This window comes from Phormidium tenue FACHB-1050 (assembly GCF_014696925.1).
Lineage (GTDB): Bacteria > Cyanobacteriota > Cyanobacteriia > Pseudanabaenales > Pseudanabaenaceae > Pseudanabaena.
The window spans coordinates 148,848-170,834 of sequence record NZ_JACJQY010000001.1 but is presented as its reverse complement, the minus strand read 5'-3'; the positions used below and the strand labels follow the sequence as shown (position 1 = coordinate 170,834).

Sequence of the window (21,987 nt, the reverse complement as noted above, 5' to 3'; positions counted from 1 at the left end):
CGTTTTAAATAAGTCTAAAATGAAAGCCTAAAGCTATAACTATAAAAAGAGTATAGAAGACATCTTTTCTTGCCACTCTGAAAAACCTTCTACAACCTGTTTCGCAATTTTAGGATTTAGCCCCACATAGACAACCTGAATATATTCAGGCAAATCATTATTAGAAATAATTGGTCTATCAAAAGTTGTTGTTCCATGCAAAAGAGGGTTCTGGTCGATAAAGTATTGGACATTATCTAAATTCTTAAGGCATGTGGCAATAAAACTACCATAAACTCCAGCTCCGTATATAGCAGCTTTTTGTCCACTTACAGACTCCTCAAATTGACAAATTTTATCTTGTAAAGTATTCCAATAATTAGCTGTTTTTTTCGCAGCATTTACCACATTTGCCAAATCTATCGAATTAATCTTTAAGTCTAGTGATTCCTGTGAAACCTTTTTACCTATAGCAATGTAAGCACCAAAATGTGACGAAATGTCAATTTCGATAGTTTCAAAACCTACTTTTGCAAATAGATATTTCAAAGATACATCACTATAATGATGGACATGATCGGCAACTATAAAGTCACCTGTATTCTCAAAAATGTTAGGCACAATACAATAAAAATATCCACCATCTTTCAGTAAATTATTAATATTACGTAATTCTTTAATTGGATCTGGGGTATGTTCAAAAGCAAAGAAAGATGTAACCACATCAAATTTCTTATTCCACTCTTTCTTTGTTTTGTAGGAAGCATAGTTATCTGATGGTAAAAACTTTTCCCATAAGTTTACATACATTTGACTTACATCAAATAGATATGTCTCAACAGACGGATTTAGAAGACATAGACGCTTCATTACCGTACCCTTAGCACAACCATAATCCAAGACTTGCATCCCATCTTCAAAGTTAATCTTTGATAGTAAAGTATTTACTTGATGCTCTTGTCTAAAGATTTTTTTGCCATCAACTACTTTATATAAAATGTCATCTTCATCGCTCTGATTAAAAAATTGATATTGTTTGTCATAGTAAACATCAATGTTTTCGATCTCTTTAGTTTGTAGATGTCCTATCTCTTCATTAAAATAGACAACTGTTTTACCTTCATAGGTTTGACTTAACGATGTAACAGATAGATTACCCTGCGATTGATAAATGGGGTTGAGTAAAGGCTTTCCAGTTAATGCACAGTTGATCATAGTAGTTGATTTAGGATTTAGAAATAATTGGATGAAGATATAACTTTAATCTATAACTAATTCAGGATGAATATCTTTAAGTTGTATACCATTAGCGACACAGCCAGTCCAATTAATGTTAATTCCACTAGGATCTTCAAAACTAAAGTACCTAAATTGCATACTCCAACGAGACCTTTCGGATATATTAACACCTGATGAATGTAAAGTAAGAAAATCTATTAATACCATATCTCCAGGTTCAGAAAGTGGAGCGACAATACCATACTGAGCAATTAAAGCTTCTTCATTTTCTAGGCGCATTGCATATGCTCCTGTTTTTTCAGGATTGTCTGGATCATTTAAATATGATCGACGCAACCCACCAAAATGAGATCTTGGACAGATTTGCACTGGTCCCATCTCAGAAGTTAGACTAACTAGTGGACTCCAGAAAACTATTCCATCTATACTTCTCAACTGATCTCGATATTCATAATGCCATAAAGAACGATATTTTTCTTCATGAGGGTTATCAATACGAATGCCATAGCCTGCTGCGGCAATTGCTGGAGTATTTGTATTTCGTAGCTGCATAAATATTTGATCGTTTTTTTCTAAACTAATCAAACGCATAAAAGCAGGTATTTGTTTAATGGCATCATACACTTCACCACCATATTTACGATTAACAGTAATTAGTTTTTGATAGCCATAATCAAAGGTGTCAGGAGAAAATTCTTTAGATTCAATTTCAATATGATATTTCGCAAAAAGAATTTTTAAGATTTTCCATATACCGTATTGTATAGGCTCTATTTCTAACCTACAGTCGTAGAATCCTTTGATTACAGCGTAGCCATGTTCTTTAAAATCTGCTACTTGGTTTTTTGTAAGTAAACTATTTAGCATTTAGATAGATTTTCAATTTATTGGAAATGCAGTCTATAACAGAAGATAATTCTTGTTGATTAATATCGTGATAACTAGGTAGATTAATTGATCGCGATGGAATATTCCATGAATTAATATTAGCTTCTGTATCCTCAAACATCAATAAACTCGATAGAGGATAAAAGAATACTCTTGCATCTATATTTTCTGATTGAAAAATAGACTGTAAGTTCTCGCGAGTAACTCCAGTTTCTTTATCAAAAACAATTGTGGGCATCCATGCACCATTGATCGTTCCTTCTGGTTCTGGATTCATGGATATACCATCAAGATACTCAAGATGATCCTTATAGAATTTTAAAATCTCGCGTTTTCGATTAATTAGTTGATCAATGCGTTGCATTTGACCGTAGCCGATCGCCGCTTGAATATTAGACATTTTATACTTAAAGCCAACCATATCTGCCCAAAATTGTTTGGTTTGTCCTCTAGCACGCCCATGATTGGAAAGTGTAAGCACAGTTTCATAGAGGTCAGTATCATTGGTAACAAACAACCCCCCTTCACCAGTAGTCAGCGTTTTCGTACCATGAAACGAAAAACTACCAAACTTACCCATGCTGCCAGCCCGCTTACCATGATAGACAGAGCCGATCGCCTCAGCCGCATCCTCAATGATGGGAATGCCATACTTTTCACCGATTGCCAACAACCGATTCATGTCACATAAATTGCCATATAAGTGAACCGCTACAATTGCCTTGGTTCTTGGTGTAATTGCCGCTTCTGCTAAGTCTGGATCGATGCACCAACTGTCTGGCAATATATCTACAAATATCGGTTTGGCTCCCAAATGCACTATCGGGGCAGCCGTTGCGATCCAGTTGGTGTCAGCCATGATCACCTCATCACCTACACCAATCCCTAGTGCCGACATACCCATATGCAATGCACCTGTACAACTTGAAGTAGCGATCGCATATTCCACACCTAAGTGTGATTTAAAAGCTTCTTCAAAAAGATTGATGTATTCGTAACAGCGATCGCCCCAACCATTTCGAGCAGCATCAGTGGCATACTCGACTTCTAGCTCAGTGATGGATGGTTTAGTGTAATAAATGCGCGGTTTCACTTGTGTTTATTTGGTTGAAAATACATCTTAGCTATGAAATTTGTACAAGGGATAGCTGAGATCTTTTGCAGAAATTATCGTTTGATTCGTACCATGCCACTGAATGGCAAAGGCTGGATCATCCCATCTAATACCTTTAGATGAATCTGAATGATAAAAATCAGACATTTGATAAAAGATCTCAGTGTTATCTTCTAAAGTTAAAAATCCATGGGCAAATCCTTCAGGAATATATAACATTTTATGATTATCTGCACCTAGCTCAACCGCAAACCATTGCTTAAAAGTAGATGAATCGTCACGAATATCAATGATTACATCATAGATTGAGCCTCTAGTACATCTAACTAATTTTGCCTCTTCGTGGGGCTTGCATTGATAGTGCATTCCGCGTAAAGTGCCTTTCTTAGTATTAAAAGAAATATTGCACTGCACTAAGTTAGGGTTTAAACCACGATCACTAAATTCTTGCTGACACCAAGATCGTGCAAAAAAACCGCGATTATCAGAGATTGGTTCGATTTCGATCACATAAGCTCCCTTGAGCTTAGTTTCTATAAATTTCATTCCAACACCTCTACCTCTGGGATTGGCACGATAAATTTGCCGCCCCACTCACGAATATAGGATAGTTGAGAGTAAATCTCATCTTTGAGGTTCCAAGGCAAGATGAGTACATAATCGGGCTTGGTCTCTGCGATCTTGTCAGGAGAGTAGATCGGAATATGCGTTCCTGGCAAGAATAATCCTTGTTTATGGGGACTGCGATCGCATGTGTATTCAAGTAAATCTGTGCGAATACCACAATAATTTAGCAGCGTATTACCCTTAGCTGGAGCGCCATAACCAACAATAGTTTTACCATTGTTTTTGAGTTCAATTAGGAAACTGAGTAACTTGTGTTTAGTGGACATTACTTGATTACTAAACTGAAGATAAGTATCAACTTTGTCTAGCCCAGCTTGATGCTCTTTTTGTTTTAATAATCTAACGCGATCGCTAACGATAAATTTTTGATTGTGTTCATGCATACCATATATACGCAGTGAACCGCCGTGAGTAGATAGTTCTTCAACATCAAATAAAGTTAAACCATGACAAGCAAATATTTTTTCTACAGTGGTAAAAGACAAATAGGAAAAATGCTCATGATAAATAGTGTCAAATTGATTTTGGCTAATTAATTGCCATAAATGAGGGAACTCCATAGTTAAGACTCCCTCAGGCTTCAAAATGATTTTTATTCCTGCCACAAAATCATTAATGTCAGGAACATGAGCTAAGACATTATTTCCTAGTAATAAATCAGAGGATTTGCCAATATCAAATAATTCTTGTGCAGTTTGCACCCCAAAAAATTTAACCAGCGTAGGAATACCCTTAGACTCCGCAACCTGAGCGACATTGGCAGCTGGTTCAATCCCCAAAATAGGAATATTGTGTTCTTTAAAAAACTGTAAAAGATAACCATCATTACTGGCTATTTCAATGACTAGATTAGATTTATTGAGACTAAATCTATCTATCACCAGATCGACATACTTTTTAGAATGGTTCAACCAGCTATCTGAATAGGACGAAAAGTAAGCATAATCACTAAAAATATGATCAGGGGATTCAAATTCCTCTAACTGTACTAATAGACATTGTTCGCAGACATAGGTATGCAGAGGATAAAATTTCTCTGCTTTGTTTAACTGGTCTAATTTTAAATAGGAGTTAGATAAAGGCGACATACCTAAATCGACAAATGTATGTTGTAAACTAGCTTTGCAAAATCGACATTTTCCTTGGGGCATAACAATTTAATATTTTTTGAAATTTGGATTTCCCTAAAATTATTTAAGGCTAAATTGATTAATTTGATGAGCAGTAATATCTCTCATATTTGCTCCAGATTGCAAAGATTTTGTCCAGTCAATAACCCAAGCCAAAGCAGTTTTTACATCTAACTTTGGTTGCCATTTTAATTGACTACGCGCTTTAGAGCAATCTAATTTCAAATAGTTAGCCTCATGGGGCTGTAATGAAGTTTCCTGAACCCAATCTGCTTCTTTACCCCACAGATTTGCCATCTGCGCGATAATCCAGCCAACGGGCTGAGCATCAGATTCATGAGGACCAAAATTCCAAGCACCTCCATAACCTACGCCATCATTATATAAATGCTCTGCTAAGGTGAGGTAGCCAGATAAAGGTTCAAGCACATGTTGCCAAGGACGAATTGCATGGGGATAGCGAATAATTACCTTCTGTCCAGTCTGCCAAGCTTTGAGAATATCAGGAATCAAGCGATCGCTTGCCCAGTCACCACCACCAATAACATTACCTGCACGAGCGGTTGCAATACCAACTCCATGTTGTGCATAATCTCTAGGATGAAAGAATGAATTACGAAAAGCCGATGTTACCAACTCAGAGCAGCCTTTACTGTTGCTATAAGGGTCGTAACCTCCTAGTGCCTCGTGCTCACGATATCCCCAAACCCATTCCCGATTTTCATAACATTTGTCTGAAGTTACATTAACTAGAGCTTTTACACCTCCCACTTGGCGCACTGCTTCTAGCACATTTACTGTACCCATAACATTAACAGCATAGGTTTCAGCAGGATTTTTGTAAGATTCACGTACTAAGGCTTGGGCTGCCATATGAATTACAATTTCAGGCTGATATTTTTTGATTGTTTTAACAAGATGATCTAAATCTCGAACATCACCAACTATCGAAGTCATGCGATCGCTGACCTGAGCTAAATCAAATAAACAAGGCTGTGTATGGGGTGGCAAACTATAGCCAACAACCTTAGCTCCTAAAATTTGTAGCCAAACTGATAGCCAACTGCCTTTAAAGCCAGTGTGCCCCGTCACTAAAACTTTTTTATCTTGCCAAAACTCTAAATTCATCACCATACTTTCCAAGGAGCGCTAGCATTTTCCCATAAGCTTTCCAAATAATTTTTATCTCTAAGGGTATCCATTGCTTGCCAAAAACCATGGTGATTAAAAGCAGATAATTCCTGTTTATGGGCAATCATTGGTAAAGTCTCTGACTCCCAACTGGTCTGGTCGCCTTCTAATAAATCAAATACTTCTGGTTCCAAAACAAAATAACCTCCATTAATCCATCCACCATCCCCTTGAGGTTTCTCTTGAAAATTTAAGACCAAGCCTTGCTCTATATTAATATTTCCATAGCGTCCAGGAGGTTGGACTGCTGTAACCGTAGCTAGATGTTTCTGCTGATGATGAAAAGAAATTAATTCTTTGATGTTGACATTACTTACCCCATCACCATAGGTAAAACAGAAGGTTTCACTACCTACATAGTTTTTCACTCTTTGCAACCTTCCACCCGTTTGAGTAGTTTCACCTGTATCCACTAAGGTCACACGCCAAGGTTCTGCTTTTTTTTGATGCACTTCCATTTGATTGGATTGCATGTCAAAAGTAATATCAGACATGTGTAAAAAATAATTTGCGAAATATTCCTTAATTACATACCCTTTATAGCCACAACAAATAATGAAATCATGGATTCCGTAGGCAGAATAAGTTTTCATGATGTGCCATAAAATCGGTTTGCCACCAATCTCCACCATTGGCTTTGGTTTGAGGTGGGTTTCTTCGCTTAACCGAGTCCCTAACCCACCAGCTAAAATTACGGCTTTCATTTAGATTTTTACCAATTTTTTGCTAATTACAAACTCTATACTGCTTCCATTTGTTGGTCTAACATATGGCATTTCATTGCTAACAGCAAGAAGCTGACTAAAAACTATGGATGAGAATACCATTGGCAGAGTCCTCCTTTTTACATAATCTCAAGCTGAGAGTCATCGCCAACAAGAAACCTTAGAGCCTGTGGGCGCTTCGGTGAAACCTTCATTGATACCCTTTGACCAATCACACTATCAACAATGCGTTGATGGATACCTGTGATTTGGGTGTCGCTAAGGATGACGCTATGTTCAATATCGGTATCGATAATCCTGACGCGATCGCTAATACTGGTATAAGGACCAATGTAAGCATGTTCGAGATAGCAATTTTCGCCAATCACAACAGGACCGCGAATTTTACAGCTAATCACTTGAGAACCCTTGCCAATTTCGACGCGCCCACTGATATTGCTAGCAGCATCGACTTCACCTAAATTTTTGGATTTGAGTCTGGCATCTAGCACAATTTGGTTGGCGGCAAGAATATCGTCTTTTTTGCCTGTATCAAGCCACCAGCCTTCTAGTTCTGAGGCTTCAACTTTTTTATCAGTATCGATTAATTTTTGGATCGCATCAGTGATTTCGAGTTCGCCTCTAGCTGATGGAGCAATTTGAGCGATCGCCTCATGAATTGTATTTTTAAAGAAATAGACCCCGACCAAAGCTAGATTTGATTCAGGCTGTTTAGGTTTTTCGACTAGTTTGATCACTTTGCCATCAGCATCAACAGTTGCCACGCCAAAAGCACTAGGATCAGCGACTTGGCGCAATAAGATCAATGCATCTAGCTGTTTTTGGTTAAAAATAGTCAAAAAAGTATCTAATTGCGATTCGATTAGATTGTCACCAAGAAACATTATGAAAGATTCTTCATCAAGGAATGATTGGGAGATCTTGACAGCATGGGCTAAGCCTGAGGGTTTATCTTGCAAAATATATGTAATATTTGCACCAAAGCGATCGCCATTACCTGTTTTGCTTTTTACTTCATCGCCAGTTTCGGGACTGATGACAATACCAACATCAGTAATACCTGCGGCGACAATACTTTCGATGCAGTACCAAAGGATCGGTTTATTGGCGACGGGAACGAGTTGTTTTGCCCCTGTATAGGTAAGAGGGCGTAACCTTGTACCTTTGCCACCAGAGAGAATTAGAGCTTTCATAGTTTTGAATAATAGAGCCTAGTGCGGCTTTGAGTAAACCATAAATCCTTTTAAAAGAGGCGCTTTACGCCTCTTTTAAAAGGATTTATGGTTTTTATCTGGCTTGAATATAGGCTGCAAGAGCTTCTTGCCAAGGACGCATCTGGAAATTAGTAATTTTGGGCAACTGATCACTAATTAATGCTGAGTTCATCGGTCTGGTAGCTAAGGTTGGAAAATCGGAAGCAGGAATAGCTTCAATGGGATACTGAATATTAGCAAGTCGAAGTGCTGTACTAGCAAATTCATACCACGAACAACTCCCTGAATTAGCACCATGAATCAGACCTGTTGCACCTTCTTGTAAAAGTGCATCTAGCAACCTAGCTGCATCATAGGTATAGGTAGGCGACATCAATATGTCATTAACTACTCTGATTGGATCGCCAGCTTTGGCTTTTTTAATCATTGTTTCGACGAAATTACCACCCTTACCGCTTGCCCCAGCTTTGCCAAAAACACCGGAAATTCGCACAATTAGCGATCGCGCAGTGGTTTGTTGGACTAAATATTCTCCTGTGATCTTTGATGTGCCGTAAATATTAATTGGGTTAGGAATGTCGGACTCAGTGTAAGGAGATTGGCGATCGCCATGAAACACATAATCGGTACTGATGTAAACACAGAGAGCGCCAATATCACGACAGGTTCGAGCCACATTTAACGCACCGAACGCATTGACATTAAAGGCTATGTCCACTTTTTGCTCACAGTCATCGACACGCACATAGGCAGCACTATTGATCACCACATCAAATTTCTGACGGGTTAAAACTTGATCAACCATGTCAGCCTGTCTGATGTCAATGTCAGATCGAGTTAGAGCCGTAAGTTGATAGTGATCGCACTGCGAAAAATGACTAGTGATATCTGAGCCTAACTGCCCATTTGCTCCAATCAGAGCCACTTTGAGAGGTTGACTCATCGGGCATACCATTGGTTGTAATGCTCTTGGAATACTTTCTTATCCTTGACCGCTTGCCACCAGTCCGAATTTTGTTTGTACCAAGCCACGGTTTGAGCCATGCCACGCTGAAAGTCCCATTGACGCTGCCAGCCGAGAGATTCGGCTGCACTAGGATCGACAGAATAGCGGTAGTCATGTCCAGGACGATCGCTGACAGATTGCATTAAGGATTCGGGGCGATCGAGCAGCCCTAAAATAGTTTTGGCAACCTCGATCCCATTGACTTCCATCCGCGCACCAAGGTTATAGGCTCTACCACTTGTACCTGAGTGCAGCACTGTGTCAATGCCTGAGCAATGATCTTCAACATAGAGATAATCACGGACGGCTGAACCATCACCATAAATAGGTAAGGATTTTGACTCTAGGGCATTGGTGATGAAGAGCGGAATAATTTTTTCAGGATATTGATACAGCCCGTAAGTATTTGAGCCACGGGTAATCACCACATCTAAACCATAGCTAATGCCATAGGAGAAGACTAAATGCTCGGCTCCTGCTTTGGAGGCAGCATAGGGACTACGCGGTGATAGGGTATCTGACTCTAGGGAATGGCGATCGCTACCGACGAGATCCCCGTAGACTTCATCGGTGGAAACATGGAGAAAGCGCTTGATTTGATGTTTTCTTGCTGCTTCCAATAATAGTAATGTGCCTTCGATATTGGTGCGGATGAAGGGAAGTGGATCTCGCAGACTACGATCAACATGGCTTTCGGCGGCAAAGTTGAGGATCGCGTCCACACCAGACACAGCTTTTTCCACATCTTCAGGATTGGCAATATCGCCTTGAATGAAAGTAATGCGATCTCTGACATCTTTCAAATTATCTAAATTCCCTGCATAGGTGAGCTTATCTAAAACCACAATCTCCCATGTGGGATGATTAGAGATCGCGTAATGTACATAATTAGAGCCAATAAATCCTGCTCCACCCGTAATCAGTATTTTTTGAAATTTTTCGACTGGACTCATGCAAATAACTCCGCTTCTTTTAATAATTTACCAACAGCATCTTTAGCAGACACAATTGGTTGTCCTTTGAGTTGCCATGCGATCGCTAACTCAGGATCATTCCACAATAAACAGCGCTCTTCACTGGGAGCATAGTAATCTGTCGCTTTGTAGGCTACTTCGGCAACATCAGACAATACAGTGAAGCCATGAGCAAACCCTACAGGAATCCATAGTTGCTGATAGTTTTCTGCACTAAGAATATAACTTACCGATTTACCAAATGTTGGTGAACTATGTCGTAAATCTACAGCCACATCTTGAATTGTGCCTGTCAAAGCTCTAATTAATTTGCCCTGTGGTTTGCCAATTTGATAATGCAATCCCCTTAACACGTTTTTTTGGGATCGTGAATGATTATCTTGGACAAAGGTGATATCTAAGCCTGTTTTTTCAACAAAGACTTGATGGTTGTAAGATTCATAGAAAAAACCTCGCTCATCGCCAAATACCCTAGGCGTAATCAGTAAAACATCAGAAATTGCTGTACTTTCAACTTTCATGCAAATACTGCTTAACATTAACCCCAAAATTATGTCTTAAAATCACTAATTTTAAATTATCAATTGACTGCACTAAGTCCCAAGTCACTTATACCAAAACAAAAAATGGCGTAGCCATTTTTTGTTTTGAAACCATTAAAGCGCTGTAGTACCAATTCATAAAAGTGTTGTCACACTTTTATGAATTGGTACTACAGCGCTTTGCACTCAAGCTCAAACCAAGAGCATTTTTGAAAGCGTTGCTTTGCAACGCTTTCAAAAATGCTCTTGGGGTTTGTTTCATCGGAAATTGCTGTAGAGTTATAATCCTTTTGGCGATCGCTTAGGAGAAACACTGTGTCAGAAATGTTGTGGTCAGTGGTTGTACCCACTTATAACCGACTACCAATTTTGCAAAAATGTCTAGCAGCGTTGGAAAAACAGACCATAACCCGGCCTTACGAAATTCTGGTGATAGATGATGGCTCATCCGATGGCACGGTAGAGTTTTTGAAAGCTAATAGTGCTCAGTATCCACACTTGCGCCTATTAACCCAAGACCATGCTGCCGCCGCCACAGCACGCAATTATGGCATTGACTCAGCCAAAGGCAAATACATTGCCTTTGTTGATAGCGATATTACCGTTAATCCTGAATATCTCCAAGCCCATACCGAGACTCTAGCTCAAGGAGAAAAAGTCTATAGCTATGGCAGGATCATTGACACTAGCAATTTGGAAGCACCTGATTCTGAGCCTGTATCAGCAGTGCCATATTTTACCGCCGCGTTATTTGACACTTGCAACTTAGCGATCGCTCGTAAATGGCTGTTAGAAGCAGGAAAATTTGATACAGGCTTTTTCCAATATGGGTGGGAAGATTTTGAGTTAGGAATGCGCGTTAAAAAATTAGGTTTAAAACGTTTGACCTGTGCAGGGGCGATCGCTTTCCATTATCACGCTAAATTCTCCATTGATAAAATGCCCCGATTGCTTGATTTAGAGGAGCAACGCGGTCGCATGAGCATCATTTTTTATCAAAAACATCCAACATGGGAAGTCAGGTTAATGATCCAAAAAACTTGGCTACATCTTGCCCTATGGGGAATTCTCACCCTTGGTGGTACGCTTAATGATCGCACGCTTAAGCCTCTATTAACATGGCTATGCGATCAGGGCAAATCAGAAATTGCGATGGAAATCTTTCGGATTTATATGAATTGGTACACGGTAATTTGGATGTATCGTAACTGGGATAAAGAAAGCAAGCTGATGTTCCGTTAATAATTTAGGTGTAAATGCCCAGATCTCCGACTTTTTCTGTGCCTCTCAAAACTGATCTGTGATTGCACAGAAAAAGTCGGAGATCTCAATCTCTGCTTTTTCTATTGAGCGTTGCTGACTGGATGGAAATGATTATAAATATGCTGAGCTAACTTCTTACCGATACCATCGGTTTCAGCAATCTGTTCGACTGTTGCTTGGCGAATGTAATCGACGGAATGGAATTTCTCTAACAGAATCTTTTGGCGATGATGTCCTAAACCTGTAATTTGATCGAGGTGCGATCGCTGCATTCTTTGACTGCGTTTTTTACGATGGAATGTAATCGCGAAACGGTGAGCCTCATCACGCAGCCGTCGTAATACCTGTACGCCTGCTCGTTCTGGATCACCACTCACCAAAGGTTCTGACTGCTCAGGCAAAAAGATTTCCTCACGTTTTTTGGCAAGGCTAATGACTGTTAGGCGATCGCGCAAACCCAACTTATCAATAATCTTCATCACCGATGAAAGTTGACCCTTACCCCCATCGATCATTACGACATCGGGGAAGTCATTTTGGGGATTGGGGATTGGGGATTGGGAATTGTTAAAATTGGTGTGATTTTTGAATCTTCTGGCAATTACTTCTGCAAGGCTGGCAAAGTCATCGGAATGTCCAGTCTGAATATCAGGATTGCGGATTTTGTAATGGCGATAATGTTGCTTAGCGGGAATGCCATCAATAAATACAACTTGGCTAGCCACAGCATCGGAGCCTTGAATATGCGAAATATCATAGCCTTCAATCCGATGTGGCAAGCTATCGAGATTAAGAATCTCGGCTAAGTCTTCCAATCCTTGCAAATTACGATCGCTTTGTTTTTGAATTCTGGCTAACTCGTACTGGGCATTACGTTCCACCATTTCGATCAGTTCAGCCTTGAGTTGACGCTGCGGTGTGGCGATCGCTACTTTTCGTCCTTTGCGATCGCTTAGCCATGCTTGCAAAATCTCTACTTCAGGAAGCTCCAATTGTGTGTGGACTTCGTTGGGAATTTCCACTGGATCGCAGTTTTGATAGTGAGCCTCTAAAGTACGCTGTAAAATTGCCTCTGGTGTATCACTCTGACTATCTGCTACAAAGGCTAATCGACCCACTAAACGCCCTGCCCTAATTTGAAATAGCTGAATACAGGTATGCTGATCGTCTTGTGCCATGGCGATCGCATCGCGAGAAACTGTATCATCTGGCAGAGACACCTTTTGATTAGAGTTGAGGTTTTGCAAAACTTGGATGCGATCGCGTAGATCGGCAGCTTTCTCAAACTCTAAAGCTTCTGCGGCTGCTTCCATTTTCTCGGTAAAGGTTTCCACTAATTCGCTAGATCGTCCCTGAAAAATCATCGCTACTTTTAACATCGTCTTGCGGTAATCTTCAGGAGAAATTAGCTGCTGGCATACCGCAGGACATAAACCCATGTCATAGTTCAAGCACGGGCGATCTTTAAACATCGGGATTGGTCTTTGGCGTAGAGGAAAAGCGCGTTTAATAATTCCCAAAGTCCGCTTGAGGTTAAAAACATCGACATAGGGTCCATAGTATTTATCCTTTGTGCCGCCCATCCTGCGTTTACGGGTAATAAAAATGCGTGGATAGTCCTCTGACCAAGTAATACAGACGTAGGGGTATTTCTTGTCGTCCTTGAGGAGAACGTTGTAATAGGGTTGATATTGCTTGATCAGATTCGCTTCGAGGGCGAGGGCTTCGGCTTCGGAGTCGGTAACGATGAATTCTATCTCATGCACTAACTGCACCATCATTGCAATGCGTGGTGATAGGTCTTGACTGCTGCGAAAGTACGATCGCACCCGATTGCGTAGTGCCTTCGATTTGCCGATATAAATTACGCCATCATGGCGATCGCGCATAAAGTAGACCCCTGCTTCTAGAGGGATTTCCTTTAATCTCGCCTGTAGTTTTTCAAGATTTTGCAGTAGCGGCTCAGTCATTATCCAATCATATCAAATTCCTATGATATAAAGAGGCTTAAGCTTGAGCGAAGAAAACTTTTGAAAGTGTTACTTTATAACACTTTCAAAAGTTTTCTTGTAGTTATTTTGATGGGAAATTGGCTCTATAACAATCCTAAATGAATCATGAAAATCTAAAGCTTAATATAGCTGTTGCCAAGTGTAAACGCAAGAAGAGAATGGCGGAGCGAAGCACCGCCATTCTCTTCTTGCGTTTTATGTCCTAACACAATCGACGACAGCTAGAAAACCAATTCAGAAAAATGTGTCAACACTTTCCTGAATTAAAAACTAAATTCAGTAAGGTTTTTCAAGTTATAGCTAAGCCATTTCTTAACTTTGTATAAATGAAGGCGGCGCTTTGCGCCGCCTTCATTTATCTAGGTTTTGCTCTAACTTGTAGCAGTCAATGGAAGTTACTGAATAAACCCTGAATAAACTTTAATATTTCCGCAACTTATCACAAGCTAAAAGCCCAGAGCTAAAGGCTATAATTACGAAACTGACAAAAATTTTTGAAATAATCTAGGTAGTCATTGAGCGTGCCAAAAGTCGGAATTATTTACAACGACTCAAAACCTGTCGCTAAGCGCGTAGCATTAGATATGAAGTTGTGGTTAGAAAAGCGCGGTATCCAGACTGTTATGGCGACGGGAAATGGCGGCATTTTGGGCTATGGCAAGCCAGATGCTCCTGTTTGTCACACCTTGATCGAGAGTTTAGTGCCATTAGGATTTGATCGCGAGCTCATGTTTGCAGTAGCTTTGGGCGGAGATGGGACAGTACTCTCCGCCTGTCGTCAAATTGCCCCACTTGGCTTGCCAGTATTAAATGTCAACACAGGGCATATGGGGTTTTTAACCGAAACCTACTTAACTGACTGGGAAGACGCGATCGCCCAAGTCGTTGAGGGGCAATATGTAGTTGAGCAGCGATCAATGATGACGGTGCGTGTCTACGATAGCCAAGGCTTGCTCTGGGAAGCCCTATCGTTAAATGAAATGGTATTGCATCGCGAACCGCTAACTAGTATGTGTCATTTTGAGGTGCAGATTGGTCGTCACCTCCCCGTTGATATAGCAGCCGATGGGGTGATTATTTCCACCCCTACAGGCTCAACTGCCTATGCACTCTCCGCAGGTGGTCCCGTGATCGAGCCAGGGATTCCTGTATTTCAGCTTATTCCCATTTGCGCTCATTCGATGGCTTCACGGGCTTTAGTCTTTGCCAATACCGAAAAAGCGATCGTTACACCCGCTAATCGTCATCGTTTAGTGTTAGTTGTCGATGGTAATGCGGGGTGTTATGTCTATCCAGACTATCGGGTTGAGATAGAGCGATCGCAATACCCTGCAAGGTTTATCCGCTTGCAGAAAGGTGAGTTCTTTAAGGTCTTGCGCGAAAAGTTAGGCTGGGGATTACCACATATTTCTAAGCCAACTTTAGGCGAATTGACTTAAAATTCATAGGATTAGAGAGGTGCAAAGCTCCTATCTAACTTTATTAGCTTATAACAGGCGCTATGGGTCAAAGTCTTAACTTTGCAAATCAAGATTTGCGCGATCGCTCCTTTAAAAGTAAAAATCTAGTCGGTGCTGACTTTAGCGGCGCGGATATTCGTGGATGCAATTTTTACCGCTCTCAACTTAAAGCTGCCAATTTTACTAATGTACGGGCTGGTACAAGCCAACGTCAGACAACAATCGCTGGAATTGTCTCGTTTGTGATGGCGCTAATGTTTGCGGGTACTGCCATGATTGCCACCATATTGCTGATCTGCTTTGTGATTGCTTTCATTTTTGGTTTAGCCTTTGTCAATCGTGAAGCAGTTTATTGGGTTGCCATTGTGGCGATCGTGATGTTTGCTGTTAGTTTTGCGATCGCTTTCACGGCAAGTTTTGTAATCTCAGGTAGAAAAGGAACTTTGACCGCCATCGCTATTTCCCTGATTATTTCCTTTATGACTGGTTTCTTTGGTTCAACTTTCACTAAAATATTGGTTGCTGGTGCATTTAATGCGATCGCAAGTTCATTGAGGTTTAATGTTTTTACCGCCCTATTAATATTTTTAGCGATCGAGCCTTTACAAATTTTTGGCAGCTTGTATTTATTTCGTCTTACACTCAATACATCGCGCCTAACTACAGGCACAAAATTTCAGTATGCAGATCTAACCAAAGCTTCTTTTCACAAAGCCTCTTTAGTTAATTGTGATTTTTCCAATGCAATTATGCTTGACGTAGATTGGGAACAGGCTCAAATATCCCGTTGTAAGTTATAGCTTTCGCCATTCTTGTTAGGACATAAAACCCAAATAGTGTGAGGCGCGAAGCGCCGCCTCACACTATTTGGGTTTTGATTTGTCACAGCTATATAAAAAAGGAGCACTAAGTGCTCCTTTTTTTATTCGTCTTCTGCAAATTGATAGCGGAATAGATCCTTGGGATCTGGCTCTGGTGATGTTTCGGCAAAGCGGACACATTCCTCGACCACATCACGGATTTTTTTGTCGATCGCTTTCAATTGACTTTCTTCTACCAAGCCATGCTCAAGCACTCGACTCGCAAAAATTTTAATTGGATCGCGACCAAACCATTTGTCCTTATCTTCCTTGCTGCGTAACTCGTCAGGGTCAGCTAGAGAGTGTCCTCTAAAGCGATAGGTCATACATTCCAAAACTGTAGGACCTTCACCAGCACGACCGCGACGGATAGCTTCTTGAGCATGTTCACGTACTGATAACACATCCATCCCGTCAACTTCAAACCCTGGCATTCCAAAAGCTTCTGCTTTCTTATGAATCCGTACATCAGAAGTAGCGCGATGGTGCTTCATACCGATCGCCCAATCATTATTTTCGATCACAAAAATGATTGGTAACTTCCACAAAGCCGCCATATTCAGGGTTTCGTAAAATTGACCGTTATTACTCGCCCCATCACCAAAGAAGCAAGCCGTTACTTGGTCAGCATTGGGGTCACCCATCACTTCGCGGCGATATTTGGACTGAAATGCTGCTCCCGATGCAACGGGAATTCCCTCTGCAACAAAGGCATAGCCCCCTAAGAAATTATTTTTTGCCGAAAAAATATGCATCGAGCCGCCACGACCTTTACTGCATCCTGTCTCTTTACCAAACAGTTCTGCCATGACTTCATTGGCGGTGACACCTGCGCTGAGTGCATGAACGTGGTCGCGGTAGGTACTACATACATAATCATCGGGACGCATTGCTTTGATGACACCAGTAGCAACGGCTTCTTGACCGTTATACAAATGCACAAACCCAAACATTCTTCCGCGATAATACATTTCCGCGCACTTATCCTCGAAAGTACGCCCTAGCACCATGTCTTCATAAATGGTGAGAGCTTCGTCTGTGGTGATCTTGGGTGCAGAAGTCGAAACAGTCGCAACAGTGTCTTGAGGCATCGATTCAGTAAGTGTGCTAATCGTTAAATTTTTCTTTTGTTTAGTCTAGCAGTGAATGTATAGCTGTCGCCAGTTTTGTTGAAGATGAGTGGCGGCGCTTTGCGCCGCCACTCATCTTCTAGTTTTTTGCAGATTTTGCGTGGTTCGATGCGCTATACAATTCTATCCATTAATTAAAGTTGTGTGATGGCTTTGCTGCCACACATACTTACTATCAAATTAAAAGAGCAAAGGCAATGACTACCCATTTTATTACTGCGGAAATTGAGATTAATGAAAATCAAGAAGCGATCGCTAAAACTGTTGAGCAAGAACTAGCCAAACATGGTGAGCCGTTGCGTTGGGCGATCGCCTCGGTTGAGAGCAATGTTGATACTCAAACAAATGTAAAAACTCAAGCTGCCCATATTGAAGCTGTCGTTACTCGCAATTAAAGAAAAAAGGGGCTTGGAGACCAAGCCCCTACCTTAAAAAAATGTAGGGATTTGGTCTCCAAATCCTCCCACAGACAAATAAAACTTTGAGAAAGTATCGCAAAGTGATAGTTTCTCAAAGTTTTATACCAAATCACAAAATGGCTACGCCATTTTGTGATTTTAAAACCCTTACTGGGTTTGGTTTTTAATTCCCGAAAGTGTAGCCACACTTTCGGGAATTAGTATTATTTGTCTGTGGTTAGAGAGCGATACATTTCGATAACTGCCTCTTTGATGTTTTGGGTTAAATTTTCAGATTGTAAGTCTAACAATATTTGCCGAAATTCCCGTTGAGATGCAGTTAATTCTTGCACTTGTTGTTGAAGATCGGCAATTTCATCTAATTTTTGTTGCATACTTTCGATCAGCTCACCAACTCGTTGTTGCAAGTAATCAACTTTTGTTTGAGGTTGAGATTGAATTGGATCTTGGGCGCAACTTTCTAGGACATCCTCTAGGGTTGTAGATTCCAAATCAACACCATAGATATTTTGCGGCGTATCGAGCGTGGCGAAAACACGGGGATAGGGACTAGAGTTATATAAGTTTTTTTGTTCTAGTCTTTGCATAGCAATATTAATGGCTTGATTGATAGAATTATCACTATTTCTGATGCGACTTCTATCCAATATTTCATTTTCTTCATCATCGGATAAAGTGAAGTCGTTAGATACCGCAAGCCCATCTATGATTGTATCTAGTTGTACTTCTGATACTTTTGATTCTTCCGATAGTTCTACTCTTGTGACCATAAATTCTTCTGGCTCATAGAACTCATTACAAAGCGGATCAATCGTAAGAGATGATTTTGAGAATGTGGGCGATCGCAAACTTAATTCCCAAGACTGCAAACATTGCCCTAAAACTTGAGATAACTCAAATAAAAAATAAGCTTCTTGAGATTCCCATTGTCTTGGGCGATCGCATTGTTGGACAAATGCTAACCCCCAGATTTGATCACACCCTCCCAATAAATTAAACAGAATTGGGGCTGACATCATTGCTTTAACTTGAGTACCTTGCCAACTTTGATGGACGCTATATATTTCAGGTGTTTGAGCGACATTTGATAGTTTTACTGGATGAGCGTATGGATAGTTCTTAAGGGAATCTACTCCAAAATAAGAAATTGGATATATTTGATTTTTAATGCTTTGAATATTAGGAGCAATAGCTTCTACTAATACAATCCCCTCGTATTGATTTGTGAATTGATAAATTGCTACACGACTGACATCTAAGCGATCGCCTAAACTAGTTAAAAAAATTTTTAACAACTCTTCAGGGCTATTGCTAGAGAACATAGCTGTAGCAATTAATTCACATTTTAATTTTTCAGTAGGATCAAGAAAAGCAGGAACCCCGTTCATAAGTTGCTAAGTATCAGCGATCGCCATAATATCTCTATTTTAGGATTTTTCGTACGGATGAAATCGAATCCATGGCAATTCTCATTATAAAAATTGGTTTTTTGAAAGCAAGCCATAGGCTTGCTTTCAAAAAACCAATTTTGGTGTTTCCAGCACCTTCGGCGCTGTAAACACCAAAATTGGTTTCATCAAGGGAATTACTGACATAATCTAAGCTTGTACCATTCACAATATCAGCTACTGATTATTTTGTGAAATTAGTTTGCCAAATTTTATGAGTACAGGTCGGTTAATCGTCCAGTTAGGTCTCGCAGCCTACATTTTATTCACTCTGCTGCCTGATAGTAGTACCCAAATGGTGGCTTTTCCTTGGGTATTGCTATGGCAAGTGGGCTTACTATGCTTTGCGATCGCAGGCTTACTAAATCTATGGCGGCGCGAGAACCCATTTTATTTATTGGGTAGCGGCTTTGACTGGGCGATCGGTTCTGGTTTGGTAACACTGTGCTTGTCTACCATGTTTTCTCGATTCCCAAATCAGGGTATGTGGTATAGCCTGACTGCATTTGGTTATTTTATTGCCCTGTATGTGACCAATAATTTTTTGCATGTTGCGTCACCTTCAATAACTTCTCCCGCACCTTCAGCAGTCGAGAAATTGTCCAACATTTTGCGGTTTCAGGGCTTATTAGGCTTTGCAGTAATTATTGAAAGTTTATTTCTGTGGATTACCCAATCATGGCTGCCACAGTTGGCTAATTTTGCCAAGCTAAATCAATGGGGACTAAATCTTAGTTACGATTTCTCAGATTTGCAGTCTCGCAATTGGGCTCCGATGGGACATCAAAACTATGTGGCAGGATTTTTGATGCTCGTTTTGCCGATTTTTGCGAGTTTGGCGATCGCACAGACGGGAATGTGGCGATCGCTATGGCTAACGGCGATCGGACTAGGATTAATTGATTTGTATACCACCAGTTCGCGGGGCGGATTTTTAGGACTGGGAGCAATTGTTTTGTACGGAATTATTGTGGCTTTGTTGCGTAGTAGGGGCAATCGCTGGTTAGTGGCTTTTGGCGGTGGTGGGGCGATCGCTTTGGTAGCATTTTTAATTTCTACAAATAATCGCTTGCGATCGCTTATATCAGGACTAATCTCTAGTTTTGCTAATCCCACTCAAGGATCGGGAGAGTTACTATTTAGAGCGATCGCGGCGGATGTGGGTTGGCGGATTGGTTTAGAGCATTGGCTATTTGGTGCAGGCGCAGGCTCAGCAGTCATGCTCTATCAGCAATATCGTCCGCAATGGGCTGGACGCGAAGCCGAACTTTTATTTCAGTTACATAGTACGCCTGTGCATCTTTGGGCGGAATTGGGAATCGGCGCAGTAATTACATTTGTGTTTTTACTGGTCGCCATCATTTCTTTGTTCATCAAATTGCATAAATCTCGCAGTTGGCAAGTCAATCCACAGGATCAGGCGATCGCCTATGGTTTATTTGGCAGTCTGATCGGTTATGGCATGTTAGCGATTACTGATTACCAGCTTGATGTCCCTGCGATTAGTGGCAGCTTGGTGATTGTATTTGCTTGTCTTGCTTATTTAGGTCAAGTACATACGGGGGAGTTAATTAGTCTCGGTCATCAAAAACAGCCCCGACTCTGGTTAGCAGTTACTGCCACAGTTTATTTGGTAGCCGCGATCGCATGGCTAGTTCCTGTGAATATCGCTTGGCAAGCATCAAGTGTAGGATTCATTTATCTATCAACAGCAAGAGTAGATTTAGCAGCCGCCAAACCAGAATTTTTACCTGAAGCGATCGCCGCCGTTGACAAGTTCCAAGATCGCCTTAAATTTGCACATCAACTTGCTCCTTGGGAACCTTACTATTCCTATCAGTTAGGTTGGAATTTAGCCGATCTCGCGATCAACTATCCGAATTTACCGCAATCATCTGCATGGCAAAAAGAAGGTTTGACATGGATAAAAACAGCGATCGCCTCTAATCCTTATAACGAAGCAGGGTATAACGCTGCGGCATGGCTCAGTCTTCGAGAAAATGAAACCAGCGCGGCTCAAGCAGCAGAAACTTATTTCCGCCGAGGTTTAGAACTTGTTCCTAATAAGCGCTCGCTTTCCTTTGGCTTAGGGATCAGTCTATTGCGCCAAGGAAAACAAGCTGAAGCGATCGCAGCCATGACGACGGAAGTAATTAACGATCCCATTTTTATTACTAGTCCAATTTGGAAAGATGCACCCTTTCAGAGTCTTTATTCGCAAGTATTAGCCAAGCTGGAAACTGCCTATCGTGGTAATTCCCAAAAAGCGCTCAATCTTGCTGCCTTGCAATGGTGGAATGGTGGTAATCCTAATGTAGTTAAAGAGCTCCAGCAAACTGGTAATCCCACCGCAGTTCTACTCGCTAAGGCGATCTCCAATGACACCAACGCTTTGCAATCAATTAAGCAAAATCCCCAAACTCCTCTAGAAATGGTCATTTCGGCATGGCTAAATCCTAATTTGCGAGACAAGTTATTGGAACGCGCCTATGTATTTGCTACAAGTAGTTTGCCTGATGAGCGCTCAGCAGCCATAGTCAAAGCAATGAGCGATCGCATGGCGCAGTCTCCGAATTTTGATGCTTGGTTCCGACTACCTTTACCAGCCAATAGTCCTTTAGTAATAAGCTATCGTCGAGCAAGATTGGGCTTTGGGGTAGTTAGTCGTCATGTGGATGGAGTCGTGCCGCTTGACTTTTTCAATGTGAGTGAACGAGCAGAGATATCACTTTTTCTTAAAGATTTATTTTCTTGAAATCGCTAAAA

20 protein-coding genes are annotated in these 21,987 nt (G+C 40.8%); 5 read left to right on the top strand and 15 right to left on the bottom strand.

The window, feature by feature from the left end:
* Positions 1 to 39 precede the first annotated feature (39 nt).
* The 11 genes from H6G05_RS00830 to rfbC (H6G05_RS00780) all read right to left on the bottom strand — a co-directional run bounded on the left by H6G05_RS00830 (position 40) and on the right by rfbC (H6G05_RS00780) (position 10,608).
* A complete protein-coding gene (locus H6G05_RS00830; RefSeq protein ID WP_190575435.1) occupies positions 40 to 1,194 on the bottom strand; it encodes a class I SAM-dependent methyltransferase in 1,155 nt (384 codons plus the stop codon).
* 45 nt (positions 1,195 to 1,239) lie between these two features.
* Positions 1,240 to 2,085: a phytanoyl-CoA dioxygenase family protein gene (locus tag H6G05_RS00825; RefSeq protein ID WP_190575434.1), complete on the bottom strand. Its 846-nt coding sequence runs from the start codon at positions 2,083 to 2,085 to the stop codon at positions 1,240 to 1,242.
* Positions 2,075 to 3,199: a DegT/DnrJ/EryC1/StrS family aminotransferase gene (locus H6G05_RS00820; RefSeq protein ID WP_190575432.1), complete on the bottom strand. Its 1,125-nt coding sequence runs from the start codon at positions 3,197 to 3,199 to the stop codon at positions 2,075 to 2,077. Before H6G05_RS00820 ends, H6G05_RS00825 begins: the two co-directional genes overlap by 11 nt.
* A 27-nt stretch (positions 3,200 to 3,226) precedes the next feature.
* Positions 3,227 to 3,766: a dTDP-4-dehydrorhamnose 3,5-epimerase gene (gene rfbC / locus H6G05_RS00815; protein ID WP_190575430.1), complete on the bottom strand. Its 540-nt coding sequence runs from the start codon at positions 3,764 to 3,766 to the stop codon at positions 3,227 to 3,229.
* On the bottom strand, positions 3,763 to 4,998 hold the full coding sequence (locus H6G05_RS00810) for a class I SAM-dependent methyltransferase (protein ID WP_190575428.1): 1,236 nt from the start codon (positions 4,996 to 4,998) through the stop codon (positions 3,763 to 3,765). Before H6G05_RS00810 ends, rfbC (H6G05_RS00815) begins: the two co-directional genes overlap by 4 nt.
* 39 nt (positions 4,999 to 5,037) lie before the next feature.
* Positions 5,038 to 6,105 (bottom strand): CDP-glucose 4,6-dehydratase, encoded by a 1,068-nt coding sequence (gene rfbG / locus H6G05_RS00805; protein ID WP_190575426.1) that lies wholly within the window; start codon positions 6,103 to 6,105, stop codon positions 5,038 to 5,040.
* Positions 6,105 to 6,872, bottom strand: coding sequence for a glucose-1-phosphate cytidylyltransferase (rfbF, locus tag H6G05_RS00800; protein WP_190575424.1), 768 nt, complete (start codon positions 6,870 to 6,872; stop codon positions 6,105 to 6,107). Before rfbF ends, rfbG begins: the two co-directional genes overlap by 1 nt.
* 140 nt (positions 6,873 to 7,012) lie before the next feature.
* Positions 7,013 to 8,086: a glucose-1-phosphate thymidylyltransferase gene (locus H6G05_RS00795; protein ID WP_190575422.1), complete on the bottom strand. Its 1,074-nt coding sequence runs from the start codon at positions 8,084 to 8,086 to the stop codon at positions 7,013 to 7,015.
* A gap of 94 nt (positions 8,087 to 8,180) precedes the next feature.
* A complete protein-coding gene (rfbD, locus tag H6G05_RS00790) occupies positions 8,181 to 9,050 on the bottom strand; it encodes a dTDP-4-dehydrorhamnose reductase (RefSeq protein WP_190575420.1) in 870 nt (289 codons plus the stop codon).
* The gene (gene rfbB, locus H6G05_RS00785) at positions 9,047 to 10,066 is read right to left on the bottom strand and encodes a dTDP-glucose 4,6-dehydratase (RefSeq protein ID WP_190575418.1); all 1,020 of its coding nucleotides are present in this window, start codon (positions 10,064 to 10,066) and stop codon (positions 9,047 to 9,049) included. The genes rfbD and rfbB overlap by 4 nt, the downstream gene beginning before the upstream one ends.
* The gene (rfbC, locus tag H6G05_RS00780) at positions 10,063 to 10,608 is read right to left on the bottom strand and encodes a dTDP-4-dehydrorhamnose 3,5-epimerase (protein WP_190575416.1); all 546 of its coding nucleotides are present in this window, start codon (positions 10,606 to 10,608) and stop codon (positions 10,063 to 10,065) included. Before rfbC (H6G05_RS00780) ends, rfbB begins: the two co-directional genes overlap by 4 nt.
* Before the next feature lie 345 nt (positions 10,609 to 10,953).
* On the opposite strand from rfbC (H6G05_RS00780), the gene H6G05_RS00775 reads away from it, so the two are divergent.
* A complete protein-coding gene (locus H6G05_RS00775; RefSeq protein ID WP_190575680.1) occupies positions 10,954 to 11,871 on the top strand; it encodes a glycosyltransferase family 2 protein in 918 nt (305 codons plus the stop codon).
* A gap of 101 nt (positions 11,872 to 11,972) precedes the next feature.
* On the opposite strand, the gene uvrC is transcribed toward H6G05_RS00775, so the two are convergent.
* Complete coding sequence (gene uvrC / locus H6G05_RS00770; protein WP_190575414.1) at positions 11,973 to 13,862, bottom strand: excinuclease ABC subunit UvrC; 1,890 nt, start codon at positions 13,860 to 13,862, stop codon at positions 11,973 to 11,975.
* A 563-nt stretch (positions 13,863 to 14,425) separates the two neighbouring features.
* Between uvrC and H6G05_RS00765 the strand changes: the two genes are divergently transcribed.
* A complete protein-coding gene (locus H6G05_RS00765) occupies positions 14,426 to 15,343 on the top strand; it encodes an NAD(+) kinase (protein WP_190575412.1) in 918 nt (305 codons plus the stop codon).
* A 62-nt stretch (positions 15,344 to 15,405) separates the two neighbouring features.
* A complete protein-coding gene (locus tag H6G05_RS00760; protein WP_190575410.1) occupies positions 15,406 to 16,164 on the top strand; it encodes a pentapeptide repeat-containing protein in 759 nt (252 codons plus the stop codon).
* Positions 16,165 to 16,286: 122 nt separating this feature from the next.
* Here the strand turns inward: H6G05_RS00760 and pdhA are convergent, their stop codons facing one another.
* Complete coding sequence (pdhA, locus tag H6G05_RS00755; protein ID WP_190575408.1) at positions 16,287 to 17,315, bottom strand: pyruvate dehydrogenase (acetyl-transferring) E1 component subunit alpha; 1,029 nt, start codon at positions 17,313 to 17,315, stop codon at positions 16,287 to 16,289.
* Positions 17,316 to 17,551: 236 nt separating this feature from the next.
* Between pdhA and H6G05_RS00750 the strand changes: the two genes are divergently transcribed.
* Positions 17,552 to 17,749 (top strand): hypothetical protein, encoded by a 198-nt coding sequence (locus H6G05_RS00750; RefSeq protein ID WP_190575406.1) that lies wholly within the window; start codon positions 17,552 to 17,554, stop codon positions 17,747 to 17,749.
* Between the two features lie 227 nt (positions 17,750 to 17,976).
* On the opposite strand, the gene H6G05_RS00745 is transcribed toward H6G05_RS00750, so the two are convergent.
* Together H6G05_RS00745 and H6G05_RS00740 are read right to left on the bottom strand one after the other, a co-directional pair.
* Positions 17,977 to 19,161 carry a GAF domain-containing protein gene (locus H6G05_RS00745; protein WP_190575404.1) on the bottom strand — a complete coding sequence of 395 codons (1,185 nt, stop codon included), beginning with the start codon at positions 19,159 to 19,161 and terminating at the stop codon, positions 17,977 to 17,979.
* A 34-nt stretch (positions 19,162 to 19,195) separates the two neighbouring features.
* Positions 19,196 to 19,390: a hypothetical protein gene (locus H6G05_RS00740; protein WP_190575402.1), complete on the bottom strand. Its 195-nt coding sequence runs from the start codon at positions 19,388 to 19,390 to the stop codon at positions 19,196 to 19,198.
* Positions 19,391 to 19,435: 45 nt separating this feature from the next.
* Between H6G05_RS00740 and H6G05_RS00735 the strand changes: the two genes are divergently transcribed.
* Complete coding sequence (locus H6G05_RS00735; RefSeq protein ID WP_190575400.1) at positions 19,436 to 21,976, top strand: O-antigen ligase family protein; 2,541 nt, start codon at positions 19,436 to 19,438, stop codon at positions 21,974 to 21,976.
* Positions 21,977 to 21,987 lie beyond the last annotated feature (11 nt).

What these genes read in the sequence shown, in the direction of transcription:
- H6G05_RS00830 (WP_190575435.1), bottom strand. Translation starts at nt 1,194, where the DNA reads ATGATCAACTGTGCATTAACTGGAAAGCCTTTACTCAACCCCATTTAT.
- H6G05_RS00825 (WP_190575434.1), bottom strand. Translation starts at nt 2,085, where the DNA reads ATGCTAAATAGTTTACTTACAAAAAACCAAGTAGCAGATTTTAAAGAA.
- rfbC (WP_190575430.1), bottom strand. Translation starts at nt 3,766, where the DNA reads ATGAAATTTATAGAAACTAAGCTCAAGGGAGCTTATGTGATCGAAATC.
- H6G05_RS00810 (WP_190575428.1), bottom strand. Translation starts at nt 4,998, where the DNA reads ATGCCCCAAGGAAAATGTCGATTTTGCAAAGCTAGTTTACAACATACA.
- rfbG (WP_190575426.1), bottom strand. Translation starts at nt 6,105, where the DNA reads ATGAATTTAGAGTTTTGGCAAGATAAAAAAGTTTTAGTGACGGGGCAC.
- rfbF (WP_190575424.1), bottom strand. Translation starts at nt 6,872, where the DNA reads ATGAAAGCCGTAATTTTAGCTGGTGGGTTAGGGACTCGGTTAAGCGAA.
- H6G05_RS00795 (WP_190575422.1), bottom strand. Translation starts at nt 8,086, where the DNA reads ATGAAAGCTCTAATTCTCTCTGGTGGCAAAGGTACAAGGTTACGCCCT.
- rfbD (WP_190575420.1), bottom strand. Translation starts at nt 9,050, where the DNA reads ATGAGTCAACCTCTCAAAGTGGCTCTGATTGGAGCAAATGGGCAGTTA.
- rfbB (WP_190575418.1), bottom strand. Translation starts at nt 10,066, where the DNA reads ATGAGTCCAGTCGAAAAATTTCAAAAAATACTGATTACGGGTGGAGCA.
- rfbC (WP_190575416.1), bottom strand. Translation starts at nt 10,608, where the DNA reads ATGAAAGTTGAAAGTACAGCAATTTCTGATGTTTTACTGATTACGCCT.
- H6G05_RS00775 (WP_190575680.1), top strand. Translation starts at nt 10,954, where the DNA reads ATGTTGTGGTCAGTGGTTGTACCCACTTATAACCGACTACCAATTTTG.
- uvrC (WP_190575414.1), bottom strand. Translation starts at nt 13,862, where the DNA reads ATGACTGAGCCGCTACTGCAAAATCTTGAAAAACTACAGGCGAGATTA.
- H6G05_RS00760 (WP_190575410.1), top strand. Translation starts at nt 15,406, where the DNA reads ATGGGTCAAAGTCTTAACTTTGCAAATCAAGATTTGCGCGATCGCTCC.
- pdhA (WP_190575408.1), bottom strand. Translation starts at nt 17,315, where the DNA reads ATGCCTCAAGACACTGTTGCGACTGTTTCGACTTCTGCACCCAAGATC.
- H6G05_RS00750 (WP_190575406.1), top strand. Translation starts at nt 17,552, where the DNA reads ATGACTACCCATTTTATTACTGCGGAAATTGAGATTAATGAAAATCAA.
- H6G05_RS00745 (WP_190575404.1), bottom strand. Translation starts at nt 19,161, where the DNA reads ATGAACGGGGTTCCTGCTTTTCTTGATCCTACTGAAAAATTAAAATGT.
- H6G05_RS00735 (WP_190575400.1), top strand. Translation starts at nt 19,436, where the DNA reads ATGAGTACAGGTCGGTTAATCGTCCAGTTAGGTCTCGCAGCCTACATT.